The 18,025-nt window shown below is 65.4% G+C and carries 17 protein-coding genes; 5 read left to right on the forward strand and 12 right to left on the reverse strand.

The window, feature by feature from the left end; all coding sequences use genetic code 11:
- Nucleotides 1–43 precede the first annotated feature (43 nt).
- A complete protein-coding gene (locus QRN52_RS04540; protein ID WP_284751582.1) occupies nt 44–460 on the reverse strand; it encodes an MGMT family protein in 417 nt (138 codons plus the stop codon).
- 88 nt (nt 461–548) lie between these two features.
- Between QRN52_RS04540 and QRN52_RS04545 the strand changes: the two genes are divergently transcribed.
- The 4 genes from QRN52_RS04545 to QRN52_RS04560 all read left to right on the forward strand — a co-directional run bounded on the left by QRN52_RS04545 (nt 549) and on the right by QRN52_RS04560 (nt 4,088).
- Nucleotides 549–1,259: a 3'-5' exonuclease gene (locus QRN52_RS04545; RefSeq protein WP_284751583.1), complete on the forward strand. Its 711-nt coding sequence runs from the start codon at nt 549–551 to the stop codon at nt 1,257–1,259.
- Between the two features lie 355 nt (nt 1,260–1,614).
- Nucleotides 1,615–2,568, forward strand: coding sequence for an ABC transporter substrate-binding protein (locus QRN52_RS04550; RefSeq protein WP_284751584.1), 954 nt, complete (start codon nt 1,615–1,617; stop codon nt 2,566–2,568).
- A gap of 12 nt (nt 2,569–2,580) precedes the next feature.
- Nucleotides 2,581–3,354 (forward strand): amino acid ABC transporter permease, encoded by a 774-nt coding sequence (locus tag QRN52_RS04555; protein WP_284751585.1) that lies wholly within the window; start codon nt 2,581–2,583, stop codon nt 3,352–3,354.
- Complete coding sequence (locus QRN52_RS04560) at nt 3,351–4,088, forward strand: amino acid ABC transporter ATP-binding protein (RefSeq protein ID WP_284751586.1); 738 nt, start codon at nt 3,351–3,353, stop codon at nt 4,086–4,088. The genes QRN52_RS04555 and QRN52_RS04560 overlap by 4 nt, the downstream gene beginning before the upstream one ends.
- Before the next feature lie 84 nt (nt 4,089–4,172).
- On the opposite strand, the gene QRN52_RS04565 is transcribed toward QRN52_RS04560, so the two are convergent.
- The 10 genes from QRN52_RS04565 to hemE all read right to left on the reverse strand — a co-directional run bounded on the left by QRN52_RS04565 (nt 4,173) and on the right by hemE (nt 15,529).
- Complete coding sequence (locus QRN52_RS04565) at nt 4,173–5,483, reverse strand: glycoside hydrolase family 3 N-terminal domain-containing protein (RefSeq protein ID WP_284751587.1); 1,311 nt, start codon at nt 5,481–5,483, stop codon at nt 4,173–4,175.
- 66 nt (nt 5,484–5,549) lie between these two features.
- A complete protein-coding gene (gene hemL, locus QRN52_RS04570; RefSeq protein ID WP_284751588.1) occupies nt 5,550–6,869 on the reverse strand; it encodes a glutamate-1-semialdehyde 2,1-aminomutase in 1,320 nt (439 codons plus the stop codon).
- A 63-nt stretch (nt 6,870–6,932) separates the two neighbouring features.
- Entirely contained in the window at nt 6,933–8,009 is a 1,077-nt protein-coding gene (locus tag QRN52_RS04575) for an LLM class flavin-dependent oxidoreductase (RefSeq protein ID WP_284751589.1), read from the reverse strand.
- Entirely contained in the window at nt 8,009–8,989 is a 981-nt protein-coding gene (hemB, locus tag QRN52_RS04580) for a porphobilinogen synthase (RefSeq protein WP_284751590.1), read from the reverse strand. Before hemB ends, QRN52_RS04575 begins: the two co-directional genes overlap by 1 nt.
- The gene (locus tag QRN52_RS04585) at nt 8,986–9,879 is read right to left on the reverse strand and encodes a uroporphyrinogen-III synthase (RefSeq protein WP_284751591.1); all 894 of its coding nucleotides are present in this window, start codon (nt 9,877–9,879) and stop codon (nt 8,986–8,988) included. The genes hemB and QRN52_RS04585 overlap by 4 nt, the downstream gene beginning before the upstream one ends.
- A gap of 19 nt (nt 9,880–9,898) precedes the next feature.
- The gene (hemC, locus tag QRN52_RS04590; protein ID WP_284751592.1) at nt 9,899–10,885 is read right to left on the reverse strand and encodes a hydroxymethylbilane synthase; all 987 of its coding nucleotides are present in this window, start codon (nt 10,883–10,885) and stop codon (nt 9,899–9,901) included.
- Nucleotides 10,882–12,057, reverse strand: coding sequence for a ferrochelatase (locus tag QRN52_RS04595; RefSeq protein WP_284751705.1), 1,176 nt, complete (start codon nt 12,055–12,057; stop codon nt 10,882–10,884). The genes hemC and QRN52_RS04595 overlap by 4 nt, the downstream gene beginning before the upstream one ends.
- 65 nt (nt 12,058–12,122) lie before the next feature.
- Complete coding sequence (gene hemQ, locus QRN52_RS04600) at nt 12,123–12,824, reverse strand: hydrogen peroxide-dependent heme synthase (protein ID WP_284751593.1); 702 nt, start codon at nt 12,822–12,824, stop codon at nt 12,123–12,125.
- Between the two features lie 72 nt (nt 12,825–12,896).
- Nucleotides 12,897–14,396 (reverse strand): protoporphyrinogen oxidase, encoded by a 1,500-nt coding sequence (gene hemG, locus QRN52_RS04605; RefSeq protein ID WP_284751594.1) that lies wholly within the window; start codon nt 14,394–14,396, stop codon nt 12,897–12,899.
- A gap of 5 nt (nt 14,397–14,401) precedes the next feature.
- Nucleotides 14,402–15,529: a uroporphyrinogen decarboxylase gene (hemE, locus tag QRN52_RS04610; RefSeq protein WP_284751595.1), complete on the reverse strand. Its 1,128-nt coding sequence runs from the start codon at nt 15,527–15,529 to the stop codon at nt 14,402–14,404.
- A gap of 148 nt (nt 15,530–15,677) precedes the next feature.
- On the opposite strand from hemE, the gene QRN52_RS04615 reads away from it, so the two are divergent.
- Nucleotides 15,678–17,003 (forward strand): glutamyl-tRNA reductase, encoded by a 1,326-nt coding sequence (locus QRN52_RS04615; RefSeq protein ID WP_284751596.1) that lies wholly within the window; start codon nt 15,678–15,680, stop codon nt 17,001–17,003.
- A 16-nt stretch (nt 17,004–17,019) separates the two neighbouring features.
- On the opposite strand, the gene QRN52_RS04620 is transcribed toward QRN52_RS04615, so the two are convergent.
- Nucleotides 17,020–18,012 (reverse strand): SDR family NAD(P)-dependent oxidoreductase, encoded by a 993-nt coding sequence (locus tag QRN52_RS04620; protein WP_284751597.1) that lies wholly within the window; start codon nt 18,010–18,012, stop codon nt 17,020–17,022.
- Nucleotides 18,013–18,025: the final 13 nt, after the last annotated feature.

Raw genomic sequence — 18,025 nt, forward strand, 5'->3', positions numbered from 1 at the left:
GATGTTGCTTCCTGCGTTGTTGCTTGAGGTGTCGGTGTTGGACTCACACGGTCATTTCATCATCGGGTACCGACAATTTATGGAGCTGACGCTCGAGTTGCTCAGAGATCGCGTCGATACTGTCGAAATCGCGGTCCGTGGGAGCCCACCGGGCCAGGGACAGGTCAACCCGCCAGCGGCCCTCGCCGGTCCGCAGATACTCCGCGTAGGCGCCGTGCAGCGGCGTTCCCTCATCCAAGTAGTGATGTAGCGCTTCCGATTCAAGTCCTGGGGGCGCTTCCCCGCTTGCACGCAGTACGCGCCACCAAGCCACTGTGCTCCCATGGTGGCTCATGACCGATCCGATCTGCCGGGGACCACCTGAGCCCAGAAGCTCGGCAACATCCCCATAGGACACGGCAACGCCGGGCGGCATGAGATCCACGACGGCCAGTACCGCCGTCACAAACTCCATCCGCATGCCACCAGCCTATCGGCATGCGCAGCCGGATCGGCGCAGAAGGAGTGTCGCTCCGGTTCTTGTCGGAGGGCGCCGGTAGCGTTGAAGCATGAGCTCCTGGAACACCCTCCCCCGCGCCGCGTTCGACCTTGAGACCACGGGACGGAACTCCCGTTCCGCGAGGATCGTCACCGCTTCCGTCACTGTAGTGGACGACGACGGCGGCATCATCAAGGAACTCGAATGGTTGGCGGATCCGGGGGTGGAGATCCCTTTGGAGGCCAGCGAGATCCACGGCATCACCACGGAAAAGGCCAGGGCCGAGGGCCGTCCGGCCGCAGACGTGACGCGGGAAGTCGCGGCAGCGCTCCAGGAACTGTTCGACGACGGCGTGCCGGTCATTGCGTTCAATGCCAGCTATGACTTCACAGTTCTGGCGGCCGAATCCGCCCGCTACGGCGTGCCTCAACTGAGCCGTTTCCCCGTGCTTGACCCCTACGTCATGAACAAGCAGGTCGACCGATACCGCAAGGGCAAGCGGACCCTGACCGCGCTGTGCGAGGAGTACGGCGTGAACCTCGATAACGCCCACACCTCCGCCGCAGACGCCCTCGCCACCCTGCGCGTCCTTGATGCCATGGCCGGCAAATTCCCGAAGCTGCAGATGCCCGCTTCCAAGCTGCACCACCTCCAGGTTGATTGGGCAGCTGCACAGGCCGCGGATTTCCAGAGCTACCTGCGCAAGACAAAACCAACAGCCGTCATCGAAGGCAATTGGCCGGTTCTTCCCCCGGAAGACGCCAGCCGCGGAGACTTCTAAAGCGTCGGGACTTTCAAAGCGCCCGTCCACGGACCGGACGCTTTTCCAGCGTCCGCATGATGGGACGCACGTCACATGGCAGCTGCTGCCTGAAAGCCAGCTGGACGTCAGTCACGAATTCCCCTCGACGCCGTAGGGTGCTGCACTTCAGCGACAAATTCCATTCAATGCTGAATTTAATTCGGAGTTTCCGGGAACTGCACGCCTTATCGTCGTCAATTTATCGATGAATGGGCGGATGACATAATTAAGTTTGGCGGGTCGAGTTCTGATATTGCGGCCCAAACCTGCTTTGGCTGCGTTCCCCGCCCGTCTCGATACGAACGCGTGTTCCCCGATGAAAGTGATTTGCTTGATGAAAATCAAAGCCCTGAAGTGGTTCTCTGCTGTCCCTGTGGCTGCAGTTCTCGCCGTCTCCCTGGCCGCCTGCGGTGGCGGAGCGGGCAGCACCAGCAGCGCCTCGCCGACCGACGCCCTCCAGGGCAGCGACCAGAAGACGCTGGACAAGTACACCACCAAGGACGTCACTCCGGTGGACAAGATCGACAAGTCCAAGCTGGGCCTGATCACCGACGGCACCCTGCGCGTCGGCACGCTCTCGGACGCCCCGCCGAACATCTTCATCGATCCCTCAGGCAAGTTCACCGGCTATGACAACGAGCTCCTGCGCGCCGTCGGCGCCAAGCTGGGCCTCAAGGTCGAGTTCGCCTCCACTGACTTCTCGGCGCTGCTCTCCCAGGTCAAGAACAAGCAGTTCGACGTCGGATCCTCCTCGATCTCCACCACGGACAAGCGCCGCGAGACCGTCGGCTTCACCAATGGTTACGACTTCGGCTACATGGCCGTCGTGACCAAGACCGACTCCAAGGTCAAGGGCTTCGCGGACCTCAAGTCCGACGTGCGCATCGGCGTCGTCCAGGGCACCGTCCAGGACGACTACGTCACCAACACGCTCAAGCTTGAGCCCGTCCGTTTCCCGGACTACAACACGGTTTACGCCAACGTGAAGAGCGGCCAGGTTGACGCTTGGGTCGCCCCGTCGCAGCAGGCAACCGGCCAGGTCAAGGACGGCGACAACACAAAGATCGCCGAAAAGGTCGTCAACACCCAGAACTTCACTGCTTGGGCCGTGAACAAGGACAACCAGCCCCTGATCGACGCCCTCAACTCCGGCCTTGACGCCGTGATCGCAGACGGTACGTGGACCAAGCTGACGGCCGAGTGGTACAAGGACCGCCCGACCCAGGCGGAGCAGACCCCTCAGGGCTGGAAGCCGGGCAGCAAGGCCGTCCAGATCCCGGCCAAGTAACCCAGGCGTTCCATGGATCTCCAGGAAATCCTCAAGCAACTCGGTGAGACCTTCCTCGATTGGAAGGCGATAGGCGAAGTCATCCCCAAGATGTTCGCCGTCGGCTTGCCGAATACCATTGTCTTGGCCGTCACCTCGGGCGTGATCGGAACTGTGCTCGGCATGGCGCTCGCCTTGATGGGGATCTCCCGGAACCCCGTGGCCCGGTGGATAGCCCGCATATACACCGACGTCCTTCGTGGGCTGCCGCCCGTCCTCACCATCCTCGTGATCGGCCTCGGCTTCGGCCCCATCATCCGTCAGCTGAGCGGCTCCACGAGTCCGTATCCGTTGGCCGTCGCGGCGCTGTCCCTGATGTCGGCGGCGTACATCGGCGAGATCTTCCGTTCCGGTATCCAGAGTGTCGACAAAGGCCAACTAGAGGCAACACGTGCCCTGGGGTTCGGCTACGGCCCTGCCATGCGGCTTGTGGTGGTTCCCCAGGGCGTCCGGCGGGTCCTGCCGGCGCTGGTCAACCAATTCATTGCGTTGATCAAGGAGTCGTCGTTGGTCTTCCTCCTTGGCTTGCTGGCCTCAGAGCGCGAGATCTTCCAGATTGGCAAGGATGCGGCCTCCACAAGCGGAAATCTGTCGCCCTATGTAGCGGCAGCAATCTTCTACCTGGCGATGACCATTCCATTGACGCACTTCGTGAACTGGATTGACCGCCGCCTAAGGACAGGCCGGCCGGAAAAGAAGGAACCGGACGAGGCAGCGGCCGTCGTCGGGAAGGGAGCCCAGGCATGAGCGAGTTCGCTTCAGGAACACTGACGGCAAAAAATATCCATCTGTCTTTCGGGTCCAACCACGTCCTGCGGGGCATAGACCTGCACGTCGAGAAGGGCACCACGGCTTCCGTGATCGGCCCTTCCGGCTCAGGGAAATCCACGCTCCTAAGAGTGATGAACCGGCTGATCGAACCCGCCCAGGGCGACATTCTGCTCGATGGCCGTTCGGTACTCAAGGACAACCCGGATGAACTGCGCCGGCGGATCGGCATGGTCTTCCAGCAGTTCAACTTGTTCCCGCACAAGACAGTGGCGGAGAACGTGTCCTTGGCCCTGCGGAAGCTCCGCGGCATGTCCAAGGAACAGGCACGCGAAGATGCCTTGGCCCAACTGGACCTCGTGGGACTTAAGCACAAGGCCGACGCCCGGCCAGCGAACCTGTCGGGCGGGCAACAGCAGCGAGTGGCCATTGCCCGCGCGCTTGCCATGAAGCCCGAGGTCATGTTCTTCGACGAAGCAACATCGGCCCTGGACCCTGAACTGGTCAAGGGCGTGCTCGCGCTCATGACCGATCTGGCCAAGGGCGGCATGACCATGGTGGTTGTGACCCACGAAATGGGCTTCTCAAGGAACGTGTCCGACACCGTGACGTTCATGGACGCGGGCGTCGTTGTGGAGACCGGATCGCCGGAGCAACTCTTTAGCGCGCCGCGGACCGATCGCCTGAAGGGCTTCCTTTCGGACGTGCTCTAGGCCTTGTGACGGGAATCCCCGGCTTCCGGACGAAACACCCGTAGTGGTGAACCGTCCGGAAGCCGGGGATTTTTCGCGTCCAGCCTATTTCCCTGCTTTCACTTGAAGAACGGTCAAGGCCGCGGCATCCACTGAGTTGCGGAATCCAGGATCGGTCTGCGCCCGTTGCAGGACCTGGGCATACATCGCCGGAACTGAAGCAGTGTCTGCGCACAGAACCATGGTGCCGCCCGCGCCGATGAAATTCGTTGCCCTGTCCCCCACGCTCCAAGGCGACAGCTGCACGGCGTTACACAGATCATCGGACACGATGATGCCGGTGAACCCTGCGTCCGACCGCAACATGGTGCGCATGATCACGGGGGAAAACGGGGCCGGAAGGTCGGGATCGATCTTGTCGTAGTAGGCGTTGGAAATCATGACCCACCGGAGTCCGCCGTCGATCGCGGCCTTGAACGGCATTAGGTAGGGATCCGTCCGGGTGGTTTCGGTATCGTGAACGTTCGCGCTGACGTCCGTGTTCAGGCTTACGCGCCCCATTCCCGGAAAGTGCTTGGCCACCGGCGCCACACCGGCATCCCGTAATCCCGCCGCCATTGCGTTCCCATGCTCGGACACCGCAGCCGGGGTGGAGCCATATTCGCGCTTGAACGCACCAATGGGCTTGTTCGAGGGAGCAAATTCGGGGCTGGGAACTGTGTCCAGTACCGGCGCAAGATCAACATTCACTCCGGCTTCCAAGAGCTCGGACCCCCAGTTCCGGGCGTCGGCGCGAAGTTGTTCCGGGCTCGAATTCCCTTGGTCCAAGGCCGCGGGAATAGGCAGGAACCCGGGTCCCCTGAGGACTTGAACGGAGCCGCCTTCCTGGTCCGTAGCGACGGACAGCGGCAAGCCACGGCTTGAGGTCGGCGAAATGCCCGCCCGAAGCTTTGCCACCACTGAGGCTGTCGCCGCAACGCCTGCTTGGCTGCGTCCGGCCAAATAGATATTGCCCACGTAGTTGTTCAGGAGATCGGCCACGGTGCCCGCATCGCTTCCGTCGGCCTTGGCTGCCACCATGAACAACTGCCCTACCCTTTGTTCCAGGGTCAGGCCCGCGAGCCGCTGTTCCGGCGTCGGGTGCGGAGGCGGTGGCGGCTCAGTAGGCCCGGCCGGCGCTGTAGATGCGCTCGGCGATCCCACCGGTGGAGAGTTTAACAGCCTGGGCGGCGGGGCGGCCTGGGGAATGCCCAGCGTCGTGGGAGGGTCCCCGCCCGCCAACAAACCGCGGTCCGCGCTATCAGAATGCGCAATTCCGGCAAATGCCCCGGCCATCAGGGCGAAGAGGACGAGCAGTGAAATTCTGGACGGCTTGAGCAGATGAATCATCGCCTTGTCGATTCGATCGTTGCCCACAGCCTGCTCCCGGCCCGGCAGTGCGTGCAAGGAGCAGGCTGCAAAACATCGGAAAAGCGCCGTAGATCAGGCTGCGGCCTCCGCGGCCGCCTTGGCTGCTGCAGGGAGCGCGTCGAAGATCCGGTTCATGGCGGCGTCGTCGTGGGCAGCGGACAGGAACCACGCCTCGAAGACCGACGGCGGCAAGTAGACGCCGGAGTCCAGCATGGAGTGGAAGAAGGGCGCGTAGCGGAAGACGTCTTGGGCCTGGGCGTCGGCGTAGTTGTGCACGCCGTTGGCCGACGTGCCAAACGCCACTGAGAAGAGGTTCCCCGCTCGCTGGATGGAGTGGTCCACGCCGGCGGTGTCCAGCGCGGATGAGAGTGCCGCCGAGAGTTCCAGCGAGCGGGCATCCACGAAGCTGTAGACCTCGGGCGTCGCGAGCGTCAGGGTGGCGACGCCGGCAGCCATCGCCACCGGGTTCCCGGACAAGGTTCCCGCCTGGTACACCGGGCCAAGGGGCGCAAGATAATCCATGACGTCGGCACGCCCGCCGAGGGCCGCCGTCGGCATGCCGCCGCCGATGACCTTGCCGAAGGTCAGCAGGTCCGGCGCCCAGCCTTCCTGCCGGCCGGTGAGGCCCCAGTAGCCCGCGTAGCCCGTGCGGAAGCCGGTGAGGACCTCGTCCAGGATCAAGAGTGCGCCGTGTTCACGGGTGATGCGTGACAGCGCTGCGTTGAAGCCTTCGTCCGGCGTAACGACGCCCATGTTGGCAGGAGCAGCTTCGGTGATGACGGCTGCGATGTTGTTCCCGTGCGCAGCGAAAGCGGCTTCCACCGCGTTGAGGTCGTTGTACGGCAGGACGAGCGTTTCGGCCGCGGCCGCTTCAGTGACTCCGGCGGAACCGGGCAGCGCCATGGTCGCCAGTCCCGAGCCGGCCGCAGCGAGCAGTCCATCGAGGTGGCCGTGGTAGCAGCCGGCAAACTTCACGATCAGGTTGCGCCCAGTGAATCCGCGGGCCAAGCGCACCGCGGTCATGGTGGCCTCGGTTCCGGTGGACACCATGCGGATGCGTTCAACGGCGGAGACGCGTTCCTTGACGATCGCGGCGAGGTTCGCCTCATCGGGTGTGGAGGCACCAAAGGACAAGCCGCGGTCGACGGCGGCGTGGACGGCGTCGAGGACGGCCGGGTGCGCGTGACCCAGCAGCGCCGGGCCCCATGAGCAGACGAGGTCGACGTATTCGCGGCCGTCCGCGTCGGTGAGGTACGGCCCCTTTGCTGAAACCATGAACTTCGGGGTGCCGCCCACGGAGCCGAAGGCGCGCACCGGAGAGTTGACGCCGCCGGGCATCAGGGAGCGGGCACGGTCGAACAGCTGGTCGGAGACAGGGGTGTTTGAAGTCATGGTGTCCATTCTTTCAGGGATTCGGGACGGTTCAGGCGACAGCAAGGCGCCTGCAAAGACGGTTCAGGCGCTGGCAAGCTGCTCGGCCACCAGTGGGGCCACCACGGTGCCGAAAAGTTCGATGCAGCGCATCATCGATTCGTGGGGCAAGGTCCCGTTGCTGTACTTGAGGTCGAAACGGTCAACGCCGAGGTTCCGCTTCAGCAAGACGATCTTCCGGGCGACCGTTTCCGGGGAGCCCACGTAGAGGGCTCCTTCCGGGCCGCACATGGCGTCGAATTCGCCCCTGCTCGCCGGTCCCCAGCCGCGTTCCGCGCCGATGCGGTTGCGCTGGGCCAGCCAATGCGGAAACAGTTCCTCCCGGGCCTGCTCGTCGGTGGGGGCGACGTAGCCGGGAGAGTGCGTGGCAATCTGCTGCATGGTGTGCCCGTATTTTCCCATTGCCTCGCGGTAGAGCTCCACGAGCGGGGCAAAGCGGCGCGGTTCCCCGCCGATGATGGCGAAAATGATCGGATAGCCGTATTGGGCGCAGCGCAGTACCGACTCGGGGGTGCCGCCCACACCGATCCATGTTGGCAACAAGTGGTGTTCCAGCGGTGGAAAGACGCTCATTCCGTTCACGTTCGGCCTGGTGCGGCCTTCCCAATGCACCGGCTTCTGCGCCCGGACCTTGTCGAAGAGTTCCAGCTTCTCCTCGAACAGGACTTCGTAGTCCGCCAGGTCCAGGCCGAACAATGGGAACGACTCCACGAAGGAGCCGCGGCCCAGCATCACTTCCGCACGACCGTTGGAGAGCGCGTCAACAGTGGAGAAGCGCTGGAAGACCCTGATGGGGTCGTCGGAGCTGAGCACGGTGACGGCCGAGCCAAGCTTGATCTGTGATGTCCGGGCGGCGGCGGCCGCGAGGAACACTTCGGGCGCCGAGACGGCGAAGTCGCGCCGGTGGTGCTCCCCCACCCCAAAGGCATGAAGCCCGACGGCGTCCGCCAGTTCCGCTTCCCCCAGCAGCTCCCGCAAAACCTGGGCGTGCGGTTTCGGATTGCCGTCGGCGTCCACCCCGGCGTCACCGAAAGTATTCAGTCCCAGGAGGATCTCAGTAGCTCCGACAGGGGCTGTGGGAGTGGAAGCGGTATCGGTCATCAGGACTCCTTAAGCCAGCCGGCAAGCTCGGAGGCCCAGTACGTCAGCACCATGTCGGCGCCGGCCCGCTTGATGCCGAGCACGGATTCTGTGATGGCGCCGCGGCGATCGATCCAGCCGTTCGCGGCAGCCGCTTCGATCATGGCGTATTCACCGGAGATTTGGTAGGCCGCCACGGGAACCGGGCTCATGGCGGCGACGTCGGCGAGGATATCGAGGTAGCTCATGGCCGGCTTGACCATCACCATGTCTGCGCCCTCTTCGAGGTCGAGTTCCACCTCGATGATGGCTTCCCGGCGGTTGGCGGCATCCATTTGGTACGTGCGGCGGTCACCCTTGAGTTGCGAGTCGACAGCTTCGCGGAAGGGGCCGTAGAAGGCGGAGGCGTATTTCGCCGCGTACGCCAGGAGCGCGGTGTTCTGGTGTCCGGCCTCTTCAAGGGCCTGGCGAATCACGGCGATCTGGCCATCCATCATCCCGGACGGCCCCAGGACGTGGGCACCGGCGTCGGCCTGCGCTACTGCCATTTGGGCGTAGATTTCGAGGGTGGCGTCGTTGTCCACGTAGCCGTTGGCGTCCAGGACACCGCAGTGGCCGTGATCAGTGAATTCGTCGAGGCACACATCGCCCATGACAACCAGGTCATCGCCGACTTCTGCACGGACATCGCGGATGGCCTTGTTCAACACGCCGTCGGGATCCAGGGAGGCTGTGCCGCGGGCATCGCGGACTGCCGGAACACCGAACAGCATGATTCCGCTGACACCCAATTCCACGGCTTCGGCAGCGGCGCGCTTGAGCGAGTCCGTGGTGTGCTGCACGACGCCGGGCATGGAGCTGATCGGGGCTGGTTCGCTGAGTCCCTCGCGAATAAAGGCCGGCAGGATGAGGTCCGCTGGCGCCAACCGGTGTTCTGCGGTCATCCGGCGCATGGCGGGGGTGGTGCGGAGCCGGCGGGGCCGGTGGTTTGGAAAGCTCAACTTTCGTTCCCTTCGGTGTCGAATACGGTGCGTAGGGCGGCCACGATGCCGGCGGGTGTGGGTTCCTTGGCGGTTGCCGCGACCGGGATGCCGAGCGCGGCAGCCTCTGCGGCCGTCGAGCGCCCGATCGCGATGAAGCGGCAATCCCGCAGCGGCGACAGCGAGGCGTGGATGCGGCGGGCCGCACTGGGAGAGGCGGCGACGACGGCGTGGAGCCGGCCGCTTGCGAGCTCGGCTTTGGCGGCTGCCGGAGTGAGTTCCGGCGCCCGGGATGCGTCGCCGGGCTGCCAGCCGTTCGCCGCCTCGAGGACAGCCGCGAGCCGGCGCTCGGGGTCGGCCGGGTAGTCAACGGTGTGGTAGGCCGTCACTGCCTGGACCGCGGCTCCCTTGGCTTCAATCCCCGCCGCCAATACGGCGTCGGCGATGTCCGCTTGGGGCAACAGTACGTTGGCCGGGCCTGTCGGCCAGACGCTGACGAGTCCAGCGGCAGACTGGACAAGCTCCGGCGCGAGGTCCACGGGAATGCCCTCCGCTTCGAGGACTCGCCGGCTCGACGGACCAATCGTCGCGATCCGGACGAAATCCGGAATCAGCTCCTTCAGTTCCAAGCGCCGCTCGGCTGCCTTTTCCTTCAGGGCGCGCACCGTGGTGATGCTGCTGACCACCAGCCAGCCGTACGCTCCCGCGCGGAGGGCGTCCAAGGCGACTTCGAGGGAGTGCTGGTCGCGTGCACGCTCAAAGTCGATCAAGGGCAACAGGAGCGGCTCGGCTCCGGCCTCGCGCAGTGCGCTGACGAGCGGGGCGGCGCGATCCGGGCTGCGCGTCACAAGGACCCGGGCGCCTTCAAGGACCCGGGTCTCCCCCGGCTTCACCGCGCTGTGCCGTCCCATGGTCTCCTGTTGGCTCCGGTTATCGGGAAGCTGCAAGATCTGTGATGTCCGCGGCACCCGCGGCAAGCAGGAGCTCGGCGACTTCGATGCCCAGCAACGTGGCGCCCACCTTAGTGAGCCCGTCCGTGGCCTTTTTCTCGCGCACGGACTTGCTCCCATCCACGGCGCAGACAACGGCTTCCAGGTACAGCATGCTGCCCTTGCGGTAAGCATAGGCGCCCACGGGCGCGGCACAGCCGGCTTCGAGACGGGCCAGGACGGCCCGCTCCGCGGTGACGGCCAGACGGGTGTCTTCATCATTGAGTGCGGCAAGGGCCTGGGCGAGTGCGCCCTGGGAACCTTCACCCGAGCCGGACTGCCCGGGTGCGTCGGCCGTGCGGCACTCGATCGCAAGTGAGCCCTGCCCGGGAGCAGGAAGCATGACGTCGGTCTCGAAGAACTCAGTCACGACATCTAGCCTGCTGATCCGTTCCAGTCCCGCGGCGGCGAGGACGACGGCGTCGAGGTCGCCGGGTGCGTCTTCTGCATTCCCGGCAAGCCCCGGAACCCTGCCCAACCGGGTGTCCACGTTGCCGCGGATGTCCACGACGTCGAGATCCGGGCGGGCGGCGCGCAGCTGGGCGGCGCGGCGCGGCGATCCGGTGCCGACCTTGGCGCCGGCCGGAAGGTCCGCCAGCTTGAGCCCATCACGGGCGCAGAGGGCGTCCCGGACGTCGACGCGTTTGGGCGTTGCGGCAATGGTGAGTCCCGGTGCCGAACCTGTCGGGAGATCCTTCAGGGAGTGCACAGCGACGTCACACGCGTTCTCCAACAGCGCATCGCGAAGGGCGGCGACGAATACTCCGGTGCCGCCCATCTGGGACAGGGAGCCCGTCCGGACATCGCCTTCGGTCTTGATGCGCACCAGTTCGACGGGGAAGCCACCGACGGCGGCCAGCTGGTCCGCGGCCTGCTGGCTCTGGGTGAGCGCGAGTTTGCTCGCGCGGGTACCGATCCGAACCGTCATTTCGCGCTTTCTTCTACGGGGTAGGCATCGTGTCCGGTGCCGACTGTGGTGTCCGCCCCGGCAATCGTGGGCTTCTCGCCGCGGAAGTTGGCGCAGCAGCCCGGACGGCAGATGTCGTACCACGGCCCCAGCCCGGTCATGGCGGGGCGATCGGCGACGTTGTTGGCTACCGTCCGCTCGCAAATAAGGTCCACCAGGCCGGCAACGAACTTGCGGTGCGTACCGGGCGTGGGGACGCGGGTCCCCGCGACGCCGAGGTTCTTGCACGTTTCCAAGGCCTCGGTGTCCAGGTCCCAGGCCACTTCCATGTGGTCGGAGACGAAGCCGAGGGGGACGATCACAACACCCCTGATCCCCTGGCTGGCCAGTTCCTCGATGGCATCGTTGATGTCCGGCTCAAGCCACGGAACATGCGGGGCACCCGAACGGGACTGGTACACCAAGGACCACGGCGCAGTCAGCCCGGATTCGGCTTCAACACGGCGAACCACCTCTGCGCCGGCAGCCAAGTGCTGTGCCACGTAGGCCGAGTCCTGCTCGAACTCGCGGGGCTCGGCGTCCGAACGCCCGGCAGCCTCGGCGTCGCGGGTTGGAATGGAGTGCGTTGCGAACAGGATGTGCACGGGAGCGTCCTGGAGACCTGCCGCTTCGAGTTTCTCCTTGACCTCCGCAAGTCCTGCAGCCGTTCCTTCCACGAAGGGTTCGACGAAGCCAGGGTGGTCGAAATACTGGCGGACCTTGTCCACCTCAAGTTTGCCGTCAAGGCCGGTTTCCGTCAGCGCAATGCCGATGTCCTCACGGTACTGGCGGCAGCTGGAGTAACAGGAGTAAGCGCTCGTGGTGACCATCAGCAACTTGCGGTGGCCGGCGTCGTAGGCTTCCTGGAGCGTTTGGGGGATGTAGGGGTCCCAGTTGCGGTTGCCCCACAGCACGGGCAGGCTGATGCCCCGCGATGCGAGCTCCGCTTCGAGGGCGGCCTTGAGGTTCCTGTTTTGCTGGTTGATGGGGCTGATCCCACCAAATGCGCGGTAATGGTGCGACACCTCTTCGAGACGCTCATCAGGGATGCCGCGCCCACGGGTCACATTGCGCAGGAAGGGAATGACGTCGTCCTGGCCCTCGGGCCCGCCGAAAGAGGCGAGAAGGACCGCGTCGTACTCTTTGGGAGCCATGCGTCCAGCCTCGGTGACGTCATTGACCTCGGTGAGGCTGGCCGGGCCGGTGGAGTGGCGGCCGCTCACGCGAGGACCTCGGCGATCTCCGCGGCGCTGATGCGGCGGCCGGTGTAGAACGGGATTTCCTCGCGGACGTGATTGCGGGCATCCGTGGCCCGAAGATGGCGCATGAGGTCCACGAGGTCAACGAGCTCGGGCGCCTCCAGGCCGAGGATCCACTCCCAGTCGCCCAAAGCGAAGGAGGACACGGTGTTGGAGATGACCTGGGGGAAGTCGCGGCCGAGCATGCCGTGATCGCGAAGCATCTTGCCACGCTCTTCGGCCGGCAGGATGTACCACTCGTAGGAGCGGACGAACGGGTAAACGCACAGCCAGGTGCTGGGCTCGACGCCCCGGGCGTAGGCCGGAACGTGGTTCTTGGCGAATTCGGCTTCGCGGTGGACGCCCATGGCGGACCAGACAATCTCAGTGCCCGCAAAGAGCGCGCTGCGGCGGATGTCGCGGACGGCCTGCTGCAGGGCCTCGGGCTTGGCCCCGTGGAGCCACACCATGATGTCGGCGTCGGAGCGCATTGCGGAGACATCGTAGCTCCCGCGGAGGACCACGCCGTCCTCGGCGAGCTTGGCAGCCAGCTGCTCGAAATCCTGGACAGCATCGGCGCTGCGCAGGACATCGCCCGACCGCTTGAACACGGTCCACAGCGTAAAGAACTGCTCTTCGGATTCGGCAGTTTTAGTGACAGATTCGGCAGAAGTGTGGCTCATGGTACAAGTCTGCCCCGTGTATGGCGCTAAGTCGAAATGCACCACTTCTACAAGGCGTAGAAGTGGTGCATTTCACAATGTTGCGTCGATTTGCGCAGAAGTGTCGGCAACCACCGCGGCCAGGCCGTTTCCGGCGAGCCAGCCGCCCACAACGGACAAGCCGTCGGCTTCGGCGCAGATGCGGCGCACCTCGGCCACGCGCTGTTTGTGACCGACGGCGGCGAACGGCAGGGCGCCCGCCCACCGGACGACGTCCCAATCGAGCACGTCTTCGCGGACAATCGGCACGGTCAGCAAAGTCGAGGCGTCGCGAAGCGCAGCCTCAAACAAGGCATCGTCATCCAGCGCGGCCGCCGATTCAGGGGCATCCACCCCTTCGCCCCGCCCATAGGACAAGCGCAGTACGTGCGTTCCCGGGCCGGCTTCTTCTGCCAGCCAGTCCCACTTTGCCGTGGCATGCGTGAGCGCTTTCGCCTCGATACCAGCGGTTTGCGGAGCGACGAGAATGCCTGTGCCGCGGGGACGGCGGTCCAGCTCGGGCACGTCCACCACCAACGTCACGAGGCTCACCAAGGGGCCCGCGGAGGGACGCAGCGCGGACAATTCCGGAAGTGCCCCCTCCAGCAGCCCGACCGCGGCCTGACCGTCGAGCGCCACCACGAGCCGCCCGGCGTCGTACGTTGTGCCCGCAGCGGTAGCCTGCCAACCGCTTTCAATGCGGGTGATCGAATCCACCAGGGCGCCGGAAACGAGGGCGACGCCCTGCGAACGCAGTTCCGCAACGAGGGCGGAGACCAGGGTGTTCATTCCGCCTTTCAAGCCGCCGACGGCGGATCCGGCCTTCGCCGGTTCGGTCCCGTTTTGCCCTGAAGCAGTTTGTCCTGAACCGGCCTTGCGCTGGCTGGCCACCGCCGCGGCCAACGAGCCGTGCTGACGCAATGCCGCACGTAGGCCGGGGGCCACCATGTCGACGTCGAGCAATCCGGGATCAGCGGAGTGCACTCCCCCGACGACGGGTGCCACAAGCCGTTCGAGCACCCGCTTGCCCATCCGCGCCCGGACCAAGGAAGAGACGCTGGTGACCTCGGCGGAAGTACCCACCGATACGGGCAGGTAGCGGTCAAGCGAGGCCCGCAAGGAACCGGCGAAGCCCAGGGAACGCCGGACCTCCGGGTCCCAGGGATTCGCGGGGATTCCGAGCACTCCGGTCTTGGGCAGTTCCTGCGGACCGTCCGGCAACTGCACCCAGGCACCTCCAGGGTGGGGCGCCACGATGTTGCCGCCGAGCCCGAGATCGCGGGCGAGATCGGCCACGGCGGTGGAACGCGTCGCGAAGGACTCTGCTCCGCTGTCCAGCCCAAGGCCGCCAACAGTGTGGCTTCCCACGCAGCCGCCCCACGCGTCGCTCGCTTCGAGTACGGTGACAGTGAATCCGGCCTTGGCCAGTCCCCGGGCTGCGAGCAGGCCGGAAATGCCGCCGCCCAGGACGACGGCGGCCGGGCCAGCTGCTGAATCTCCGGGAAATGCGTGTTCGGGCCGTGTTTGTTCGGACCGTGCGTGCCCGCGGCTCATGCTCGCTATCCTGCCGGGATCGAGTGGATGAGTTCCACTACCCGGGTCAGGACCGCGGGGTCTGTCTCCGGGGGCACGCCATGGCCGAGGTTCAGGACGTGGCCCGGGGCCGCGGATCCGGCTGCGATCACCTCGCGGACATGGGCTTCCAGGACCTCCCAAGGCGCGGAGAGCAGCGCGGGGTCGATGTTGCCTTGCAAGGGCACGGTGCCGCCGAGCCGCCGGTTTGCTTCGTCAAGAGGCAGTCGGTAGTCCACGCCGACGACGTCCACACCGACGTCGCGCATCGCGACGAGCAACTCGGACGTTCCCGTACCGAAATGGACCAGCGGCGCGCCGAGGTGGCGGACGTGGTCAAGGGCGCGGGTCGAGGCGGGTGCAACGTACTTGGCGTAGTCGGCCAAGCCAAGGGAACCGGCCCAGGAGTCGAACAGTTGTCCTGCCGAGGCGCCTGCTTCCAGTTGCGCGCGCAGGAACATGCCGGAGGCGTCGGCTGCCCAGTTCGCCAGGGCGGTCCAGGTTTCCGGATCGGCGTGCATCATGGTGCGCGGACCGAGGTGGTCGCGGGAAGGCTTGCCTTCCACCATGTACGCGGCGAGCGTGAACGGAGCGCCGGCGAAGCCGATCAAGGGCGTGGTGCCAAGCTCTGCCACCGTCAGGCGCACGGCCTCACGGATCGGCTCGAGGGCTTCCCACGTCAGCTGCGGCAGGGCTGCTACGTCGGCGGCGGTGCGGACAGGCTTGTCCAGGACGGGCCCGACGCCTGGGACGATGTCCACGCCGACACCCGCCAGCTTGAGGGGAATGACGATGTCGGAGAAGAAGATGGCTGCGTCGACGTCGTGGCGACGGACCGGCTGCAAAGTGATCTCGGAGGCGAGCTCGGGACGCAGGCAGGAGTCCAGCATCGCGACGCCTTCACGGACTTTGAGGTATTCCGGCAACGATCGGCCGGCCTGTCGCATGAACCACACTGGACGGCGGGACGGCTTGCCTCCGCGGTACGCCTGGATCAGGGGGGAGTCTGCGGTGCGGCCGTCCATGAGCGGGTGGCTTGCATCAAGGCTCGAGGCGGCGGTGCCGGAAACGCCGTTGGCCGGCACAGAGTGAGGCAGTGCGGAACTGGAAGTCATGCCTTCGATTGTGCCGAAGATCGGGATCAAAAGATAACGACAGCCTGTCCCGCACCACCTCGGGTGACAGGCGTCACTCCGGGCAGTGCGGAGAACCACTGGCCTGCGTTGTTCTACATGGCACCGAAAAAGCTATGATTGCTTTGCTGTGGTTCTTTTCTCATTGGTGGCTACACACGCCGACATCGATCTTGAGACCGTCGCTCAGTTGAGCAACGGTTCATCCGAGGTTGCCTCGTCCGCTTTGGCCGATTCCCAACTTGTCTCAGGCGCCGTGGTCCTGGCCACCTGCAACCGCTACGAAATCTACGGCGAAACCCCGCATGCCGAGAACCTCGAAGCCGCCCGCTCGGCGCTCGTCGCGCAGATCAGCGGATTGAGCGGACTCAACGAGCAAGTCGTCTCCCGTGCCTTCAGCACCCGCACCGGCCCTGAGGTCAGCAGGCACCTCTTCGCCGTCAGCGCCGGACTGGACTCCGCCGTCGTCGGCGAACGCGAAATCGCCGGCCAAGTGCGCCGCGCCCTCATCACGGCCCAGCACGAAGGAACCGCGAGTTCCGGGCTGGTCCGCTTGTTCCAAGCCGCTTCCAAGACTGCCAAGGACGTCGGGGCCCAGACCGCCCTCGGTTCGCGGGGGCTGTCCATCGTCTCAGTTGCCCTGGACCTCGCCACCGACCTCTCCGAGAATGCCGACTGGAGCACCAAGAAGGTCGTTGTCTTCGGGACCGGGGCCTACGCCGGGGCCACTATGTCGCTGCTTCGCGATCGCGGCTGCACCGACGTCTCGGTTTACTCGTCTTCCGGCCGGGCCGAGGCTTTCGTGGCGACCCGCGGCGGAACCGCGCTCGACGCCGAAACCCTTCCTGCCGCCGTCGCTGCCGCCGATGTCATGATCGGTTGCAGCGGATCGGACACCCGCGTTGAGGCCGCCGAGCTTGCCAAGGTCCGCGCTTTGTCCACCCAGACACTCATCGCGATCGACCTCGCGCTCACCCACGACTTCGACCCCGCAGTGGGCGAGCTCGACGGCGTCGAGCTCCTGACGCTCGAATCCGTGCGGCTCGCAGCGCCCCAGGAACAAGCGGAGTCGCTGGCGCAAGCGAGCACCATTGTTTCCGGCGCGGCAGAGGCCTTCGAGCAAGAGCGCGAAGCCCGGTCCGTCGACTCGGCCATTGTGGCACTGCGCCGCCACACCATGAACGTGCTCGACGCCGAAATGGAGAAAGTCCGGGCCCGGCACGGCTGCACCGCTGCGGCCGAAGAGGTCGAGTTCGCGCTGCGCCGCATGGTGAAGCAATTGCTCCACATCCCCACGGTCCGCGCACGCGAACTCGCCGCCAACGGCCAGCAAGACGATTACGTGGCAGCCCTCGAGGCCTTGTATGGCATCCAGGTGGAGCAACCGGCTGCGTCATCCGCAGCCGAGTGCCCCGTGGACCACCAAAAGGCACCCCAGCAGGCTGAAAGCGCCTAGCCCACACGATCCCGCTCTACGCGAACGCGTTAACACCCGTCATTTCCGCAGACACGGCCCACAGCCTTGTCGCGGCTTCCGGGTCCACTGCGTGCGCATCCACTCCCTGGTATCGGGCGAGCGGCGAGGCCGGGTCCGTGGGCTTGGCGATGTCGCAGTCTTCGCAATACACCCCGCCCATGCCTGCCAGGGCCGGCGACGTGGCTGCCCACGTGGACGTGGCGGCTCCTTGCTCCGGAGTCTTGAAACCCTCCCGGACATTGCCCGCGTCGTCCATCCAACCCGCCGCGACCATCTCTTCGCGGGGAAGATAGCGCTGGAGCTCGGTCATGATGCCGCCGGGATGGACCGCGAAGGCCCGCACCCCGGAGGAACTGCCCACGCGGTCCAGCTCGACGGCGAACAGTGCGTTGGCCGTCTTTGCCTGGCCGTAGGCCTTCCACTTGTCGTAGCCGTTCTCGAAATTGATGTCCTCGAAACGGATGGGCGAGAGTTTGTGCCCGGTGGAGGACAAGGACACGACGCGTGCAGAACCGGAAGCTGCCAGTGCGGGCCACAAAGTGTTGAGGAGCGTGAAGTGGCCCAGGTGGTTGGTGGCGAATTGGGATTCCCAGCCCGGACCCACGCGCTGTTCCGGGCTGGCCATGATGGCCGCGTTGTTGATCAGGATGTCCAGCGTTGGGTTCGATTCCAGGAAGCGTACTGCGAAATCCTTCACTGCCCCCTGATCGGCCAAATCCAAGGCCTCCACGGTGACTTGCTCCGGTGCCAGGCCGGCCGCGGCGAGGACTTCCGTGGCGTGTTCGGGACGCCGGGCGGGAACTGTGACCCGGGCTCCAGCGGAGGACAGGGCCTTCACCGTTTCCAGTCCGAGCCCGGAATACCCGCCCGTGACAATTGCCGTCTTGCCGTGGAGGTCCACTCCCGCCAAAACGTCCGACGCCGTCGATCCGTGGCCGAAACCCGATCCGATGGGGTATTGCGGTGTGTTCATGGATTCCTCAATCATGTCGGGACCTTCG

The organism is Arthrobacter sp. efr-133-R2A-120 (assembly GCF_030209835.1).
GTDB lineage: Bacteria > Actinomycetota > Actinomycetes > Actinomycetales > Micrococcaceae > Arthrobacter.